We start from the raw sequence: 15962 nt of genomic DNA, 5'->3' as shown, positions 1-15962 counted from the left end.
CGGAAAAGGATCCGTGTCGTGGACGCTGAATCTCTACTGTGTGCATCGTGACGACTCAGGTGATCGTGGTCAACGGCGGGTCCAGCGCCGGCAAGTCCGAGATCGTCCGGCACCTGCAGGCTGTCCTGCCACGACCGTGGCTCGCCTTCGGGGTCGACTCGCTCATCGAGGCGATGCCCCGGTCGATGCAGGCGTCGGACACAGGGATCGAGTTCGCCCCGGACGGCGGAGTGAACGTCGGGCCGGAGTTCATGGCGCTGCAATCGGCGTGGATGGAGGGCATCGCCACGATGGCCCGCGCCGGCGCCGGCGTCATCATCGACGACGTCTTCCTCGGTGGAGCCGGGACACAGCAGCGCTGGCGGAGAGTCCTCGACGGCCTGGACGTCCTGTGGGTCGGCGTCAGGTGCGACAGCGCGGTCGCCGCCGAGCGTGAGCGGTCGCGGGGAGACCGGGTCCCGGGCATGGCTGCGGCGCAGGCGCAAGTGGTGCACGAAGGTGTCGTCTACGACGTGGAGGTCGACACCACACGGACCACTTCCCCGGCATGCGCACAGATCATCGCCGATCACGTGCGACGATCCGGCGATGATTCCCGGTCGCCGCACCAGATCTGACCGTTCCCGCCCAGCCGAGAATCACCGGGAAGAGGCGCATAAAGGGATCATGCTCGTGCGAGCCGGAAAGGGTAGGCTCACGCCGCACTGACCAAGACGAGAGAACCGACGGCGGCGGGGAGCAGGAGTGCGGCCTCGACGACTCCTGCCTCCGCCCACGTGACCGGAGGGGCCGATGCCGGTATGACGGCTGAGCGAGCGATGCCCACACAGGACGACGTGCTCGGGTACTTCGACACGCTGTCGAACTGGGGACGGTGGGGCGACGACGACCAGCTCGGCACGCTGAACCACATCACCGACGACGTCCGGCTGGCGGCGGCGCGGGCCGTGCGGCACGGCAGGAGCGTGTCGTGCGCGTGGGAGGTCGCCGTACCGGACGACATGGAGCGGTCGACGACGACGTGCCCGTGCGCCGCCGACATGCCCGGTGCCGAGAACATGCCGTTGTCCACGTTCCGCAACGACCGGCGCTGGGGCTTTTCGTCCGAGCGGCTCGGCATCACGTTCCACGGCAACACCCTCACCCACGTCGACTCACCGTGCCACATCTTCTGGGACGGCACGATGTACAACGGGCGGCCGCACTCGCTGGTCGACGCCGCGACAGGATCGGCATGGGCCGCCGTCACGGCGGCGGCGAACGGGATCGTCACACGCGGTGTCCTGCTGGACATCGCGAGAGTCCGCGATGTGCCGTGGCTGGAACCGGGCCAGGGCGTGTTCCCCGACGACCTGGAGGAGGCCGAGCGCCGCCAGGGTGTGCGGGTGCGCCCCGGCGACGCGGTACTCCTGCGCACCGGCTACGGCCGCGTCCGGCACGAGACCGGTAAGGCCGGCGGCTTCACCCAGGCCGGCTGGCACGCGTCCTGCCTGCCGTGGCTGCACGAACGGGAAGTCGCGCTGATCGGCGCCGACACCCCCCAGGACGTTCAGCCGTCCGGATACGAAGACGTGCTGATGCCGGTTCACGCCGTGAGCCTCGTCGCGATGGGCCTGTGGCTGCTCGACAACTGCGACCTGGAGACGTGCGCGACAACGGCCGCCGAACTCGGCCAGTGGGACTTCCACCTCGCGGTCGCCCCGGTCCGCTTCGCCGGCACGTCCGGCAGCCCGGTCAACCCGATCGCCACATTCTGACCACGGTTCACGAGGGAGTGCGACGCCGCGAAGGACCCAGCCCACCCATAACAGTGGAAAGCTCACCCCGGCCGCGGCTGACCATCTCGCCCCAGGTCAATTCTTCCACATGGCTCACAAGCCTCGAATAGCTCTCTGACGATGACACGTGCTCTCAGCGCCGCAACCCCTGCTGCAGGCCATGCGATCCGGCGAGCATGAGGCCATGTACGGCGCTCGTCTCTCGGGCGAAGCCCAAATACCCGAGGCGGTGTCCGGAATGGAAGGACCTCGATCGAGTGCACCCGGAACGCCGCCGAGTTCAGGTACCGGATGCCCCCCGTCCCGCAGAGGTAGGTCGTCGCACCGGTCAGCCAGGCGAGGTCCGCCAGCCGCTGTGACCGTTCCCCTCGGGCGAGCAGATCGCTACTGTGCAGAATCCGTCCCGGCCATCGCACCAGCTCCAGCAGCAGGCGTGTGGACAGCTCCGTCACCTCCGCCAGCCGGTCTGGGCGCTCGAATGCGGCCAGCACGGGTTCGAGCCGCCGCTTGAACGACGACCAGTAGATGCTGTACCGGTGGTGATCAGCGAGAAGCTGAGCGACAACGACGCCACAGCGCCCTGAAAATGCACACCCCGATCGAATACGAGATGCTCTACCCGAAAGCCCATCTGGCATGAGAGTCAAACAAACCGACTCCACGGAACTCGGGGTACATCACCGCCTCTACGAAACTCGGTGCGGTTCGGTCGCGGGGAGACCGGGTCCCGGGCATGGCTGCGGCGCAGGCGGAAGTGGTGCACGAAGGTGTCGTCTACGACGTGGAGGTCGACACCACACGGACCGCTTCCCTGGCGTGCGCGGAGATCATTGCCGATCGCGTGCGGCGATCCGGCGAAGGGCCGCGGTCACCGCACCAGAGCTGACCACCCGCTGAGAACCCACCAAGGCCGTCAAGGGCCGACGACGCGCAAGGGATCACACTGGTGCGAGCCGGGGAGCCGGCCGGAAAGGGCAGGCTCACGCCCGACGTGGGCGGCTTCCCATTCACTCGCTGACGTCCTCACGGAACTCATTTATCTGAACTTCAGACCGGCTACACGTTATCCATAAACAGTGGAAAGCTCACCTCGGCCACGGCCGACCAACTCTTCCCAGGTCAATTCTTCCATATGGCTCACAAGTCTCGAATACACGTCATCGACGCGAACCTTGTCCGCCGCCAGCAGGAATCCACCAAAAGGCAAAAGATTCAGCGGCAAGATCGGGCCCAGCCCGGCGGCCACGCTGCTTTCCACATAACCGCCCAGCATCTCGTCGGCGCGGCGATCAGTTTCAGGGCCAACCTTGCCTCGAAACCTCCGCAGTTCCGACGACTTCTCAAGACTGGCCAGAGACCTGCTCCACGACTCGGCATCGGTCTCGTCGCCCGCGATGGCGAGAGCCCCGCCGCGACCACCGCGACGGATATCCGATACGAACTGGAACAATTGCTCCGCCTGCGGATCCAGCAGAACGATGTCCGAGTAGACATCACCGGTGTCAGCCGGCCGTGTCTCTTCGGCGAGAACACGTAGTACGAGACCTCGATACTCGCCGAACGCCCTCAGCCTCCTGGCAAGCGCAGCAGACTTATGGCCGCCAGTCGTGGATTTCCACCCGAGCCAACAGAGGTTTCCGAGCAGAGAGGCCACTGTCCGCCAGAGCATGGCCTCATCGGATGGCGGCGCAGCCACGCAGAGCACAGCCGGCGCCGCCGACAGGTACGGATACGTGGCACTTGCCCGCGAGTCCGCGACGCAAATCATTCCTGCAGCCATAGCATTATTAATCATAGCACATAGAGTCCCCATAGTAGCCGTGTTCTCCAGCTGGGCCATGGTAGTGCGGCCTGGACCACTGGTTCGGATTCACGTCTTTGAAAACATGGCCGTTGCTGTGATGCTGTATAACCACGTCGCCATTATTGACGTCCTTGGCTTCTATCATCTCCCAGGGTTCGCCGTTGGGGCCCGTCAAATTAGAGTTGTTTCCGTACTGCGGATTCCTCGTGTAGTTGTTGGCGCGTGACGTTGGAATACGGAATCTCCGGAACATTTCACGACGCGCCTGACGTTCGGTCGGGAACATCCGATCGCCACGGTCAGCGTCCAGTTCCAAGTGTCCGTCCGGTAACCCCGGGCCATCGTTATGGGTAAGGATCGCATGAGTCCCGGCCCCCACGAAGTAGGTGTGGAGCCCGCTGACGGTGAGGTTATAGACATGCTGCTGGACGGTCCGGGTTCGTACGGCGGTTACCTGGACCCAGGTGCCGGCGCTGGTTTGGAGCCAGGTGCCGGGTTGGATGGCGGAGGCGGGGAGCCAGCGGCGGAGTTGGGGGAGCCAGAAGGGGTGGGCGTCGGTGGCGGTGATCTGGTCGGTGGTGGTGCCGTGGGGGCCGTCGAGGTCGATGGTGAGTTCTACGAGGGTTTTGGTGCCTTCGCCGCTGATCAGGGTTACTACGGGGCGGGCGGCGGTGTGGCCTGACAGTGGGTCGGCGGCGCGGACGAGGTCGCCTACTCTGATCTGCTCGATGGGCTTGTGGGTGCCGTCGGCCATCAGGACGGGGGTGCCGGCGACGAAGCTGTTGGGCAGGCAGCTTCCGCCGTCCATGCCGGGAGGAATGGACGGGGGGAGGTCGGGGGCGGCGTCGTCGGTGAGTTGGTCGATGACCTCGTCGGGGGAGGGGGCCAGGTCTACGAGGTCTTCGAGCTCGTCCAGGACGTCGCGGAACTTGCTCTTGGGGCTGATCGGGGTTACGGCGTTGCGGCAGGCTGAGGTCTTGCAGAGGTCGGGGAGGTTGTTGACGTCGTGTTCCTGGGGCTTTGACTTCTTGGGCTTGTTGCCGCCGTATTCGTGGTTGGCGTTGCCGGCGCACTGGGGCTTCTTGGCGTTCGAGCGCTTCTTGCAGAACTGGCCGATTTTGTCGGTTTCCTTCTCCGACCGGGTCTTGTTGCACTTCGAGCCCTGGCAGCTCTTGTTCGGTGTGGGGGTGGGGTGGCGGCGACGCAGCGGGTTATGAGGACGGTGGTGAGCAGGGCGAGCAGGGGGGTGCCTATGGTCGACGCTTTCATCTGTCGTACTCCTTGGAGCCGAGAGTTGGCCCATGACGCGGATCAGTGGCGGGGCTGCCGCGCTGATCAGCGCGTTCTTGGCGTAGGGCAACCGAGGCCGCGTACTGAGCCGGGTGGTCTCAGGGGGTGATGCCGAGTGTGCTGAAGCGCGCGGCCATGTCGTCGGTCCACTCCGCCGGGGTGCGGTGGTCCGGCAGTGGGATGCCGGCTTCGGCGCGCCACAGGGCGTCGCCGAGAGCGTTGCGCAGGTGCCAGGCCATGACGCGGTCGGCGGACAGTGGGCGGCCGGTGAGCCGGCGGTAGTGGCGCATGATCGCCGTCAGCAGCTCAAGGCCAGGACCCATCGCGGGGCCCGGGAAGGCGCGCAGGTCGTACTCCGGCTCGGCGGTTCCGGCGGTCTCGAAGTCCACCACCAGCCGCAGGTCGCCGCCGTCCCACACCTGGTTGTCACCGTGCAGGTCGCCGTGCACCAGCACCGTGGGGGCGACGGGGTGGGCCAGTACGGCTTCGGACCAGTCGCACCAGCGCGTCACGGTGTCACGCTGGTCCGGGCGGATCCATTTTCCGAACCGGTCGCGTACGGCTGTGGCCGTGGCGGGTGGCAGATGAGGGCCGGTGAGGTTGCCGAGCGCGTCCTCGACGTGTTTGAGCGCTGTCGGGGCGTGCAGGGCCGCGAGGAAGCGTGCGAGTTGCCTGCCGGCGTGGTCCCGGTCGATCGAGTTGACGACCTTGAACAGGGAGCTTCCCGGCACTCGCCTGGTGACCAGCAGCAGCGGGTCCACGCCATGGACGACGACCTCAGGGACGAACGGCACCCGCGGTCCGCGTGTGAGCGCGGTCATGATGCCGATCTCGCGTGCGAGGCGCAGGGCGGCAGGGCGCGACCATGCGAATTTGGCGATGAACCGCTCACCCACGATGGCGGTGGACAACTGCCACAGCGGGTCCTCCTCGTCCGCCCGCCCGGCGATCGTGATGGAGCACCCGGCGAGCTGCGGCGCCACGACGCGCAGCGCCTCGTCGAGCGCCTCGGCGGAGCACTCGGCCAGCCACTTCATGCTTCGGCCCCCGGCACGTCAATGACAGTAGAACGGCGGTCACCTGTGGCCAAGTCTTCGAGCCACGCCGGGTGCCCACCGCGCCGGCGCCGGGGAAAGGCGGGCCGGCGCGGTGGGGCGGCGAATAGGCACCGGGAGCAGGCAGGTCAGGGGGTGCCGTCGGGGCCGCACTTGACCTTGGGGCGGATGCAGTTGCGGAGGCGGCGTTCCAGTTCGGCTTCGGGCCAGGCGTTGAAGAAGTCGCCGTGCATCGTGTAGGCGGGGCCGGAGGCCAGGCGGAAGTCGCTGGGGTCGCCGTTGATCGAGTAGCGGAGGACCATGCGGAGTTTGGGGACGATGACGGGGTGGGTCGCGGGGCAGGCGTTTCCTACCGGGTAGGACATGTGGCTCTTGTGGTCGGAGGAGTCGAGGTTCTTGCCGTCCCAGCAGTGGGGGAAGTCGAGGTAGGTCTCCAGTTTGGTACCGGCGGGGCACGTCACGAAGTTCTTGCTGGCTCCTACATGGCCGGCGTGGAGGCAGGACCAGCGGGCGCTGCTGGTGCTGTCGGGGGCGGTGGCCTTGGCGTTGCCTGCCACCACGCGGAGGCCCAGGGGGAAGGGGCCCGTGGACAACGAAAAGTCGGCGGGGGATTTCCGTTGTCCGGCGTCCCTCTCCCCGTCTCCCAGGAAGACGGACTTTTCGGTCAGGCCGTGGTGGAGAATCGTCCCGGTCCGGTGTGCGCGGCGCGGCGCCGGGACGTACAACGCAGGGAGCGGAGTGCGATGCCCGGAACAGGCAGGAGCGGGCCGGACGCGGCGATGGTGGCGGCGGCGCGTGACGGCGATCGGCGGGCGCTGGACGTGCTGGTGGCCGACTCGCTGCCCCTTGTGTACAACATCGTCGGCCGGGCGCTGGACGGGCACGGCGACGTCGACGACGTGGTGCAGGAGACGCTGCTGCGGGTGGTGAACGGGCTGCCGGGGCTGCGGGACACGGGGGCGTACCGCTCGTGGCTGGTGGCGATCGCGGTGCGGCAGGTGCGCGACCACGAGCGGAGCCGGAGGTCGGCGGGGCGCCGGCGGGTGGCGCTGGAGAGCGCGGAGGAGGTCCCGGATCCGGAGGCGGACTTCGCGGGGGTGACGATCCTGCGGCTGGGGCTGACCGACCAGCGGCGTGAGGTGGCCGAGGCGACCCGGTGGCTGGACAACGACGACCGGGCGCTGCTGGCGCTGTGGTGGCTGGAGGAGACGGGGGAGCTCGGACGGGCGGAGCTGGCGGCGTCCCTGGGCTTGTCGGGGCGGCACGCGGCGGTGCGGGTGCAGCGGATGAAGGAGCAGGTGCAGACGGCCCGCACGGTCGTGCGAGCCCTTGGGCCGGGGGTGGGGACGTCGCGGGAGCGGGGCGGGCGGCATGCGCGGCGTCTTGATGGGGGGCCGGGGTGTGGTGAGTTGCGGGAGTTGGCGTGGAGCTGGGATGGGGTGCCGAGTTCGTTGTGGCGTAAGCGGTTCGCCCGCCACATCCGGTCGTGCGCCGACTGTGGCCGCCGCACGGCGGGGCTGCTGCCCGTCGAACGGCTGCTGAGCGGGCTTCCTCTCATTCCGGTCCCGGCGTCGCTGATCGCGCAGTATCTGCCGGCCCTCCTCCCCGGCGACGGCGGCGCGAACGTCACCGTCACCACCGTGATGCCGGACGGTGGGGCGCACCGGGCCGTGGAGGTTCTCACGGCGGCGCGGCCGCGGGGGGTGTCGGCGGCGCTGTCCCACGGGCCGGTGGCGGGGGCGGCGGCGTTCACCGGCGCGGTGGTCGTCGCGGCGACGGTGCTGGTGGCCGGGCGGCTCGACACGCCGCCGCCCCCCGCGCAGGCGGCGGCCCCGGCCGTGGTGGCCGCCGCCACGCCGTCCCGCACCCCCGTCAAGCGGGCCGCCGCCCGCAAGCGCACCCCGAGCCCCACACCCAGCGCCACCGTCAAGCCCTCTGCCACGCCTCCGGCGCCGGTGAAGAAGGGCGTCGGCGTGTGGCAGATGCCAGGCGTCAGCACGGCCCTCGCCCGGTCAGGGGCGAAGTGGTACTACACCTGGTCCACCCGGCACGACGGCGTCACCACACCCAAGGGCGCGGCGTTCGTGCCGATGATCTGGGGCGCGAAGAGCACGGACGCGCGCAGCCTCGCCGAGGCGCGGGCCGCGGGGCCGTACCTGCTGGGGTTCAACGAGCCGGACATGGCGGCGCAGTCCGACATGAGTGTGGAGCAGGCGCTCGCCCTGTGGCCGAAGCTCATGAAGGCGGGGCGGGTGCTCGGCAGCCCGGCGGTGGCGTTCGGCGGGGACACGCCGGGCGGGTGGCTCGACCGGTTCATGTCCGGGGCGAGGAAGAAGGGGTACCGGGTCGACTTCGTCGCCCTGCACTGGTACGGCGGCGACTTCCGCGCGCAGGCGGCGGCGGGGCAGCTCAGGGACTACCTGCGGAAGGTGTACCAGCGGTACCGCAAACCCATCTGGCTCACCGAGTACGCGCTCATCGATTTCTCCAACGGCGTCCGTCACCCCACCGACGCGCAGCAGGCCGCGTTCGTCACCGCCTCCACCCGCATGCTGGCCACCTTGCCGTACGTGCAGCGGTACGCCTGGTTCGGCCTCCCGGCGGAGGACGGCAAGCCGAACAGCGGGCTGTTCAGGAAGGACGGCACCCCGACCCTCGCGGGCCGCGCGTTCCAGAAGGCCCGCTGACCCCTCACACGGCGGACGACCGGTCCGCGGCGGGCCGCACCGCCACCAGGTGGAACGCCGCGGGCTGGGTCTTCACGACGCCGTCCACCCGGAACCCGGCCTCGGCGGCGAGGCCGGGCAGCGTCTCCCGCAGGCCGGTGCGCATCGCGTGCCCGAAGAACGCGTTCAGCAGGTGTTCGACGGGGTGCCCCTCCGCCGGGCGGAAGTCGGCGATGAGCAGCCGCCCGCCGGGACGCAGCACGCGGAACATCTCCCGCAGGGTGGCGGCGCGGGCCCCGGGCGCGATGTGGTGCAGGGCGAAGCTCGACAGCACCACGTCGAACGTCGCGTCCTGCAGCGGCATGTCCTCCCCCACGCCGGCGACGTAGGCGCAGTTCTCCGGGGCCCGCCGCCGGGAGTACTCGATCATCGCCGCCGACGCGTCCAGGCCGGTCACGCGTCCTCCGGGGCGGACCTTCGACGCGACCAGCCGGGTCAGGTACCCGGTGCCGCACCCCACGTCGAGCACCCGGTCCCCCGGCTGGATCCCGGCCCGTTCGGCCATCCGGGTGTACAGGCGGCGGCGCCGCCCGGCCAGGACCAGCGCGACGAACGCCTCGTACGCGCGGGGGTGGTCGATCGTGCCGGCGCCGTGGTCGTGGCTGTGGCCCATGGTCACTCCTCAGACTGAGTTCCGGAACAAGGTGTTCGTTTATGTATGCTCCGTTCGTTACCCTCGAAGGGTCAATCAGCAGATCAGCGCAGGTGTGCCGTACCGGACAGGAGCCGGAAAGTGTACGAATACGACTGCCTGAACACCCCCGACCGCCGCGTCCGGCGCACCCGGCAAGCCATCCAGCGTGCGCTGGTCGAGCTGATCCTGGAGAAGGGCTACGACGCGGTGACCGTCACCGACGTCATCGACCGCGCCGACATCGGCCGTTCCACCTTCTACGCGCACTACACCAGCAAGCAGGAGGTGCTGTTCGGCAACCTCGACCGCTTCACCGAGTTCCTGCGCGCCGAGTCCGAAGCCTCCCCCGGCAAGCTGTTCGCGTTCAGTCTGCCGATGTTCCAGCACATCCAGGAGCAGCGGACCCTGCTGCGCGCGCTCATCGGCCGCAGGAGCGGCTCACCTGTGGTCGCACACAGTGAGAAGGTGCTGGCCGGCATCGTGCGGGGGGAACTGCTGGCGTACCTGCCGGACGGCGGGCACCCGCCCCGGCCGCTGGACCTGATGGTCACCGGCATCGTCGGCGCGTTCATGGCCCTGGTCCGCGAATGGGTGGAGGGCGACCTCACCGAGACCCCCGAGGTGATGAACGACGCCTTCCTGGCGCTGGTGCTCCCCGGCGTCGAAGCGCTTCTCGCGCAGGCCCCCGGCTGAACCGCGGCCAGGGGCCTTCCGTGCTATGGGCGATGGGTGGTCAGTTGGAGTTGCCGGAGCTGTCGGCGGTGGTCTCTGACTGGTCGAGCCTGCGGATGACGATCGTCGCCCGCACCTCCCCTTCCAGCTCGCCGGGCTGGATCTCGTGTTCCGCGAACGGCATGGCGCCACACTCCCCTTACTGAAGCCGGTGCCGGCGGAAGTCCGATCACCCCGTCGGCTCGGACGGCCCCGGCGGTGTGGCTCGATCCTCCGAGCACCGGCCCCCGCCGGTCAAGCGATTCGGCCTCATGAATCACCGCAGATAGGGCAGTCCTCCCGCGGCGGGTGCCGGATGTCGACGTGCTGGTCCGGCGCGATCAGGTTCATCCCGATCAACCGCCCCGGCGGCATGGGCGGCACCCCGGTGATCCTGGCGATCACCAGGTGGGCCATCAGGTGCCCCGACAGGCCGGCCGAGGTGGAGAGCACGCCGGGCCCGCCGAGGTCCACCGGCGTGCCCGGACGGCGCCGGGCACCCTCGCCGGCGCTGACGCACTCGTAGCACGCCCCGCCCGGCCCGTACACGCCGGCCGTCACCAGCGGGCCGCTGTACCCGCCGCCGGCCCACGGGATGCCGGCCCGCCCGCACACGCGGTTGGCCCAGACGCGCAGGCGGTGGCCGCCCGGCTCGTCGGCGCACAGCGCGAGCATGTCGGCGCCGCGCACCAGCCGCCAGAGCCGGGCCGCGCTCGCCACCCGGGTACGGTCGCCGCTGACGGCCACGTCGGAGTTGACCTCGCGCAGCCGGCGCAGCGCGACGTCCACCTTGAACAGCCCGACGTCCGCCTCGACGTACAGCACCTGGCGGCTCAGGTTGGACAGCTCGACGACGTCCGGGTCCACGCAGTGCAGCCGCCCGACCCCGGCCGCGGCGAGCGCCCACGCCACGTGGCTGCCGGTGCCGCCGAGCCCGACCACCACGACATGGGCACGTTTCAACGCGAGCTGCGCCTCCCAGCCGTGCGCCCGCGGTATCAGGTCGGCACGCCGGAAGAAGGCGTGGTTCCTGCTGTAGCGCTCCAGCTCGCGCGCGGTCAGCTCCGCCGGCGGTTGCGCCGCGGCGTCCTCGACGTAGCCGGAGTCGATGAGCTGCCCCACCACCGCCTCCGCCTGCCGCGCCGACAGCTCGGGGAACCGCCGCCGGAGCCGCGCCACGATCTCCGGCACCGGCAGGGTGCCGTCCATCAGCGTCAGCGCCGCCCACACCCAGCCACGCGGGTCGCTGATCTCGGCCGCCAGGCCGTAGATCTCGCCGCCCACGCGCACCGTGCCGTCCGGGTAGCGGTGCGGGCGATGCTCTGGTTTCACCCGGGGACGCAGTATCGCGGGCGCCCCGTCCGCTTCGACGGTCACCGCCCCTCACCCTCGCCTGACGGGTCAGCGGAGGACCGCGGCCGTCAGCCGGTCCGCCACGGCACCAGGTGCGACGACCCGGTGCAGGCGCTCGCCCGCCACGTGGTGCACGGGCCTGCCGCGGGACGCCACCGCGTCCCACCGGCGGGTGCAACTCGGCAACACGCCGGCCGGGTCGGCGAGGTCCCGCGGAAAAGGCGGGAACTGCGCGGCTCTCGCCACCCCGCCGGGCGGCGGCGTGGCGTCCACGAACAAGCAGGCCGACACCCGGTCACCGTGCCCGGCCGCCGGCAGGGGGACGAACAAGCCGGCGTTGCCGTGTCCTCGCGTCCGCGACTTCTCAGCGACCGGCACCCATGTCGACGGCCCGGCGGAAGGACCGTGCATCCACACGAAAAAAGTATCCACCCTCCGAGCATTCACCCCCGGCGGGAATTGCGCGGGGTGTTTCTCCGGGAAGTTCCGGCATTCCGCTCCCGCCGGGGACCTGCGGCGGCCTGGACAAGAATCGCCGGGCGCCATGGAATTCCCACTGGTTCGTGGAGGCGAAACGTTTTTTCGGGTGGAATGCGTCCGAAACAATGCTATTAGGTCGTTGCCAGCCATTCCATGGTGCCGGTCAGCGCCGACCACGACTGCTCGGCGTCCGCCGTCCGCCCGTGCGGGGAGCGGAAATACTCCAGGAAGAGCGAGACGTCCTCCAGGCTCCAGCGGAGGCGGTACAGCGCGAGGACCGACGGGTCGGGACGGCGGCCGGTGGCCTCGGTGTACCGGTCGAGGTCGGCGGGGTCCGCGGCGGCCAGCCACAGGTCGCGCTCCGGCGGGGCGAGACCCACGGTGTCCCAGTCGACCAGCAGGAGACCGCCGGGCGAGCGCAGCAGGTTGCCGGGGTGCGGCTCGCCGTGGGTGACGACGGGCTCGCCGCGCACCTCCGCGCTCCGGCGGTCGAACTCCTCCAGGCGGCGCAGGAAGGCGGTGAGGTGCCCGGCCAGCAGGTCGCGGGCCGGCTCGGCGTACGGGCCGCCCTCCCACGGGTGGCCCACCTCGGCGAGGGTCTTCTCCAGGCGGGCCCGGCCCGGCAGCGCGAGCGGCCGGGCGGGGATCGCCGCGGGTGGCGGGCTGCCGTGCAGGGCCGCGAGCATGTCGATGAGGGGGGCGCGTTCCCCGGGGGTGAGCTTCTGGCCGAAGTCGCCCGCCACGCCGTCCGCGTAGGGGAAGACGCTGACGGCGTACCGCTGCCCGAACCGCAGGGTCGTCTCCCCTGCCGCCGTGCGCAGCGGCGCCGTGACGAACGGCAGGCCCGCCTCGTGCCGCAGGGACCAGGCGGTGTCCATGGCCCGGCGCAGCCCGGCGAAGGCGGCGTCCGCCCCGTCGCCGCAGTAGGGCTTGTGCGGCAGGTCGGCCACGGTCACGAACCATCGCGCACCGCCGGCCTCCGCGGTGCCCGCGGCCCCGGCGATCCAGTGGTGGTCGCCGAAACCCACGGGCGCGTACGCCACCGCCTCGGGGGCGATCCCCCATGCCTTCAGGGCGTCGAGTAACGCGCCCTCGTCCACGTCCATCGGCTGATCGCGCACGGCGCCGAGGGTACCGGCCCCCGCAGGGAGATCAGAAACGATTTTCCCGCCGCCGCGCTCCGGCCAGCGCGCCCTCGGCGGCGGCGACCGCGCTGTGGAACGACACCTCGCTGAGCAGCCCCGGCGCGGCCACCATGTCCCCGGCCAGGAACACCCCGTCCCCCTGGGGCACGGCCGGGCGGTCGCGCCAGGTCGTGCCGGGGAGGTCGAGCGCGCCGGTGCGGCGGTGGGCGACCCCGTCGCGGCGCCAGGTGACCCGGTCGCGCCAGCCGGGCAGCGCGCGGTCGGCCAGCACCTCCAGCCGGGCTCTGGCGCCGGCGTGGCTCTCGCCGTCCCTGATCGGCATCTGGGCCTGCACCAGCGACTCCCCTGGTGGGGCGAGGCCCGGGTCGGGCAGCGTGTAGCGTTCGAGCCAGCCGGCGGCGTCCAGGTCGGACACGGCGAACGCGTCGCCGCGCCGGGACCGTACGGCGAGGTCGAGCAGCACCGTGCGGCCGCTCTCCACGTGGGGCAAGCCGGTGCCGATCAGTGGTCCTGCGGCGTCCAGCGTGGTGGCCACGACGACGGGCGGCTCGGGCAGGGCCGTGACGCGGGCGCCGGTCTCGATGGCGACGCCTCGTGCGCGGGCGTGCGCGGCGAGGCGGTCCACCAGGCCGTTCCAGCCGCCGGTCAGGTAGCGGGCGGGCGGGTTCGGCGCGAACACCCGCAGCAGCCGCGGCCAGACGAACGCGGCCGACAACCGGCCCGGTGCGGCGTCGAAGGTCGCGACACCCATGAGGCCGGACGCCGCGAGCGCGGCCCGCTCGCCGTGCCGGGACCTCACCCAGTCGGAGAACGACCGGTCCACCGGGGCGGTCGCGCGGCGGTCCGCCAGCACCCGCAGCAGCACAGCCGGCGGAGTGCGGCGGAACCGGCCGCCGTACCGGAAACGAAACCCGGCCACGGCGCGCGGCGACAACCCGGCGTACGGCCCCAGCAGGTCGCGGGCCGCCAGCCAGCGCCACCAGGGCCCGTCGCGGTACAGCACGTGCGGGCCGTCGTGCGCGACGTACGGCGGGCGGGTGGCGCGGGCCCGGCCGCCGAGCGTGCGGTGCGCCTCCAGCAGGGTGACCCGGGCGCCGGCCTCGGCACAGGTGATCGCGGCGACCAGGCCGGCGAACCCGCCCCCGACAACGGTGATGTGCGTCATGCCCCGAAGACGACGTAGACCACAATCGTGTGACATGGAGGACGGGGCCCCGCACGACGCCGGTGACGACAGCGTGCCCGAGCAGTGGGCCGAGCACCGCCGGTACCTGTTCGCCGTCGCCTACCGCCTGCTGGGCACCGCCGCCGACGCCGAGGACGCGGTGCAGGAGGCGTTCACCCGGCTGCGCGCCGCACCCGCCGGCCTGTCGAACCCGCGGGCCTGGCTGACGACCGTGACGTCCCGCGTCTGCCTCGACATGCTCGGCTCCGCCCGCGCCCGCCGGGAGACCTACGCCGGCACGTGGCTGCCCGAGCCGCTGGCCGGGTACGACGACACCGACCTCGGGGACATCGCCGCGCTGCGGGAATCGGTGCGCACAGCCGTGCTGCTGGTACTGGAGAGCCTCACTCCCGCCGAGCGGGTCGCGTTCGTGCTGCACGACGTGTTCGGCATGGACTTCGACCGGGTCGCCACCGTGACGGGCCGCACCCCGCAGGCGTGCCGCCAGCTCGCGTCCCGGGCCCGCCGCCGGGTACGGGCCGAGGCGCCGCCGCGGGCGCCGGTGTCCGCCGAGGAACACCGCCGGGTCAGCGAGGTCTTCCTCAGGGCCGCTGCCGACGGCGACCTCACCGAGCTGGTGGCCCTGCTGGACCCCGGCGTCGTGCTGCGCTCGGACGGCGGCGGCGCCGTGCCCGCCGCGCGGGTGGACGTCCACGGCCGCGACCGGGTGATGACGCTGCTGTCCGGCCTCACCCGCCGCTACGGCGGCTTCCTGCCGTCCCCTGTCGTGCTGGCCGGAGGGCCGGGGTTCGTGCTGCACCTGGACGGTACGGTGCTCGGCGTGGTGGGCATCGAGATGTCCGGCGGCCGGATCACCGTACTCGACTTCGTCGTGAACCCGGCGAAGCTGACCGGGGTGCGGTCATGGCGCTCGTGATCAGCCGCCGGCCTGTGCCGCCATGCGGTCGGTGTAGCGAAGCACCGCGGTGACGGTGCCGCCGGCGAGGGCCAGGTCGGCGTTGCTCGGCTGGAACGAGTAGGCCTCCACGTACGCGTGTCCCTTGGCGCCGCCCGCCCACAGCTCGGAGTCGGTGAAGACGAAGTACCCCCCGGCGCGCTCCTCGGCCGGTCCGGAGTCGGGGTACTGCTTCTTGATCGCCACGAACCGCTCGCGGGCCCGCTCGGCCGCCCGCTCCGGGGTGTCGTAGATCTCGATGTGCACGTTCGGGCCGTCGAAGCCCTCGAAGGGGTCGTACTCGTCCGGCCAGGACAACTCCAGCGCGACGGCGTCCACCTTGTCCAGCGAGTCGGACACCAGGACGTCCTTGAAGCCGTTCATCGTGAGCGGCCGCGGCAACTGCTCGGTGAACGGCCCCCGCCGCACCAGGTCGGCCATGTAGGAGACGTTCACCCGCCCCGCCCTGTCGCCCTTCACGATGAGGACCGGGATCAGCCCCACGGTGGCGACGAACGCCGTGACCAGCAGCCCGCTGCGTGCCCGCCACGAGGCCGGGATCCGCACGACGACCACCGCCACACCCGCGCCGGCGGCCAGCAACATCACCACGCGCCACAAGGGGGAGCCGGCCCCGATCACCAGCAGCACGACCATCACCAGCGAGAACACGGCCACGAGCGTGGTCACCAGGAGATGGGCGGTCAGCAGCACCCCCCGCGCGGACGCCTCGGCGGGTGCCGCGTCTGAAGTGGTGCCGGGCTCCGCCACGGGGCAAATGTACTCCGCGGGATCGCTCTGGTATGTCGCGTTCTTCAGGGAAATATCGCCCGATGCCGCAGTGGCGCGGGCCGGAAGGTGCGGAC

The 15962-nt window shown here is 70.9% G+C and carries 17 protein-coding genes; 6 read left to right on the top strand and 11 right to left on the bottom strand.

Annotation, left to right across the window (positions count from 1 at the left end; all coding sequences use genetic code 11):
- Positions 1 to 47 precede the first annotated feature (47 nt).
- From cpt to ABGB17_RS09865, 3 genes are all read left to right on the top strand, one after another.
- Positions 48 to 617, top strand: coding sequence for a chloramphenicol phosphotransferase CPT (gene cpt / locus ABGB17_RS09875; RefSeq protein ID WP_347627667.1), 570 nt, complete (start codon positions 48 to 50; stop codon positions 615 to 617).
- 183 nt (positions 618 to 800) lie between these two features.
- The gene (locus tag ABGB17_RS09870; RefSeq protein ID WP_347627665.1) at positions 801 to 1757 is read left to right on the top strand and encodes a cyclase family protein; all 957 of its coding nucleotides are present in this window, start codon (positions 801 to 803) and stop codon (positions 1755 to 1757) included.
- Positions 1758 to 2454: 697 nt separating this feature from the next.
- The gene (locus ABGB17_RS09865) at positions 2455 to 2664 is read left to right on the top strand and encodes a hypothetical protein (protein ID WP_347627867.1); all 210 of its coding nucleotides are present in this window, start codon (positions 2455 to 2457) and stop codon (positions 2662 to 2664) included.
- Between the two features lie 177 nt (positions 2665 to 2841).
- Here ABGB17_RS09865 and ABGB17_RS09860 read toward each other — a convergent pair whose 3' ends face one another.
- The 4 genes from ABGB17_RS09860 to ABGB17_RS09845 all read right to left on the bottom strand — a co-directional run bounded on the left by ABGB17_RS09860 (position 2842) and on the right by ABGB17_RS09845 (position 6520).
- Entirely contained in the window at positions 2842 to 3558 is a 717-nt protein-coding gene (locus ABGB17_RS09860; protein ID WP_347627663.1) for a hypothetical protein, read from the bottom strand.
- Positions 3559 to 3565: 7 nt separating this feature from the next.
- On the bottom strand, positions 3566 to 4942 hold the full coding sequence (locus tag ABGB17_RS09855; protein WP_347627661.1) for a Hint domain-containing protein: 1377 nt from the start codon (positions 4940 to 4942) through the stop codon (positions 3566 to 3568).
- A 28-nt stretch (positions 4943 to 4970) separates the two neighbouring features.
- On the bottom strand, positions 4971 to 5909 hold the full coding sequence (locus ABGB17_RS09850) for an aminoglycoside phosphotransferase family protein (protein ID WP_347627659.1): 939 nt from the start codon (positions 5907 to 5909) through the stop codon (positions 4971 to 4973).
- A gap of 146 nt (positions 5910 to 6055) precedes the next feature.
- Complete coding sequence (locus ABGB17_RS09845) at positions 6056 to 6520, bottom strand: DUF1996 domain-containing protein (RefSeq protein ID WP_347627657.1); 465 nt, start codon at positions 6518 to 6520, stop codon at positions 6056 to 6058.
- Positions 6521 to 6670: 150 nt separating this feature from the next.
- Between ABGB17_RS09845 and ABGB17_RS09840 the strand changes: the two genes are divergently transcribed.
- On the top strand, positions 6671 to 8614 hold the full coding sequence (locus ABGB17_RS09840) for a sigma-70 family RNA polymerase sigma factor (RefSeq protein WP_347627655.1): 1944 nt from the start codon (positions 6671 to 6673) through the stop codon (positions 8612 to 8614).
- Between the two features lie 4 nt (positions 8615 to 8618).
- Here ABGB17_RS09840 and ABGB17_RS09835 read toward each other — a convergent pair whose 3' ends face one another.
- Complete coding sequence (locus ABGB17_RS09835; protein ID WP_347627653.1) at positions 8619 to 9266, bottom strand: methyltransferase domain-containing protein; 648 nt, start codon at positions 9264 to 9266, stop codon at positions 8619 to 8621.
- 120 nt (positions 9267 to 9386) lie between these two features.
- On the opposite strand from ABGB17_RS09835, the gene ABGB17_RS09830 reads away from it, so the two are divergent.
- The gene (locus ABGB17_RS09830) at positions 9387 to 9980 is read left to right on the top strand and encodes a TetR/AcrR family transcriptional regulator (protein ID WP_347627651.1); all 594 of its coding nucleotides are present in this window, start codon (positions 9387 to 9389) and stop codon (positions 9978 to 9980) included.
- A 40-nt stretch (positions 9981 to 10020) separates the two neighbouring features.
- Here the strand turns inward: ABGB17_RS09830 and ABGB17_RS09825 are convergent, their stop codons facing one another.
- The 5 genes from ABGB17_RS09825 to ABGB17_RS09805 all read right to left on the bottom strand — a co-directional run bounded on the left by ABGB17_RS09825 (position 10021) and on the right by ABGB17_RS09805 (position 14141).
- Positions 10021 to 10143 (bottom strand): hypothetical protein, encoded by a 123-nt coding sequence (locus ABGB17_RS09825; protein ID WP_347627649.1) that lies wholly within the window; start codon positions 10141 to 10143, stop codon positions 10021 to 10023.
- A gap of 125 nt (positions 10144 to 10268) precedes the next feature.
- A complete protein-coding gene (locus tag ABGB17_RS09820) occupies positions 10269 to 11375 on the bottom strand; it encodes a ThiF family adenylyltransferase (RefSeq protein WP_347627647.1) in 1107 nt (368 codons plus the stop codon).
- 24 nt (positions 11376 to 11399) lie between these two features.
- The gene (locus ABGB17_RS09815) at positions 11400 to 11762 is read right to left on the bottom strand and encodes a hypothetical protein (RefSeq protein WP_347627645.1); all 363 of its coding nucleotides are present in this window, start codon (positions 11760 to 11762) and stop codon (positions 11400 to 11402) included.
- A gap of 200 nt (positions 11763 to 11962) precedes the next feature.
- Complete coding sequence (locus tag ABGB17_RS09810; RefSeq protein WP_347627643.1) at positions 11963 to 12952, bottom strand: phosphotransferase; 990 nt, start codon at positions 12950 to 12952, stop codon at positions 11963 to 11965.
- A gap of 31 nt (positions 12953 to 12983) precedes the next feature.
- The gene (locus ABGB17_RS09805) at positions 12984 to 14141 is read right to left on the bottom strand and encodes an FAD-dependent oxidoreductase (protein WP_347627641.1); all 1158 of its coding nucleotides are present in this window, start codon (positions 14139 to 14141) and stop codon (positions 12984 to 12986) included.
- A 34-nt stretch (positions 14142 to 14175) separates the two neighbouring features.
- Between ABGB17_RS09805 and sigJ the strand changes: the two genes are divergently transcribed.
- Positions 14176 to 15078 (top strand): RNA polymerase sigma factor SigJ, encoded by a 903-nt coding sequence (gene sigJ / locus ABGB17_RS09800; protein WP_347627639.1) that lies wholly within the window; start codon positions 14176 to 14178, stop codon positions 15076 to 15078.
- On the opposite strand, the gene ABGB17_RS09795 is transcribed toward sigJ, so the two are convergent.
- Positions 15079 to 15867 (bottom strand): hypothetical protein, encoded by a 789-nt coding sequence (locus tag ABGB17_RS09795; RefSeq protein WP_347627637.1) that lies wholly within the window; start codon positions 15865 to 15867, stop codon positions 15079 to 15081.
- Positions 15868 to 15962: the final 95 nt, after the last annotated feature.

Origin of the sequence: Sphaerisporangium sp. B11E5, assembly GCF_039871875.1 — a bacterium.
In the GTDB taxonomy this organism is placed as follows: domain Bacteria; phylum Actinomycetota; class Actinomycetes; order Streptosporangiales; family Streptosporangiaceae; genus Sphaerisporangium.
The sequence above is the reverse complement of the archived record's forward strand: the minus strand, read 5'-3'. Positions and strand labels throughout refer to the sequence as shown.

What these genes read in the sequence shown, in the direction of transcription:
- ABGB17_RS09870 (WP_347627665.1), top strand. Translation starts at nt 801, where the DNA reads ATGACGGCTGAGCGAGCGATGCCCACACAGGACGACGTGCTCGGGTAC.
- ABGB17_RS09860 (WP_347627663.1), bottom strand. Translation starts at nt 3,558, where the DNA reads ATGGCTGCAGGAATGATTTGCGTCGCGGACTCGCGGGCAAGTGCCACG.
- ABGB17_RS09850 (WP_347627659.1), bottom strand. Translation starts at nt 5,909, where the DNA reads ATGAAGTGGCTGGCCGAGTGCTCCGCCGAGGCGCTCGACGAGGCGCTG.
- ABGB17_RS09840 (WP_347627655.1), top strand. Translation starts at nt 6,671, where the DNA reads ATGCCCGGAACAGGCAGGAGCGGGCCGGACGCGGCGATGGTGGCGGCG.
- ABGB17_RS09835 (WP_347627653.1), bottom strand. Translation starts at nt 9,266, where the DNA reads ATGGGCCACAGCCACGACCACGGCGCCGGCACGATCGACCACCCCCGC.
- ABGB17_RS09825 (WP_347627649.1), bottom strand. Translation starts at nt 10,143, where the DNA reads ATGCCGTTCGCGGAACACGAGATCCAGCCCGGCGAGCTGGAAGGGGAG.
- ABGB17_RS09815 (WP_347627645.1), bottom strand. Translation starts at nt 11,762, where the DNA reads ATGCACGGTCCTTCCGCCGGGCCGTCGACATGGGTGCCGGTCGCTGAG.
- ABGB17_RS09805 (WP_347627641.1), bottom strand. Translation starts at nt 14,141, where the DNA reads ATGACGCACATCACCGTTGTCGGGGGCGGGTTCGCCGGCCTGGTCGCC.
- sigJ (WP_347627639.1), top strand. Translation starts at nt 14,176, where the DNA reads ATGGAGGACGGGGCCCCGCACGACGCCGGTGACGACAGCGTGCCCGAG.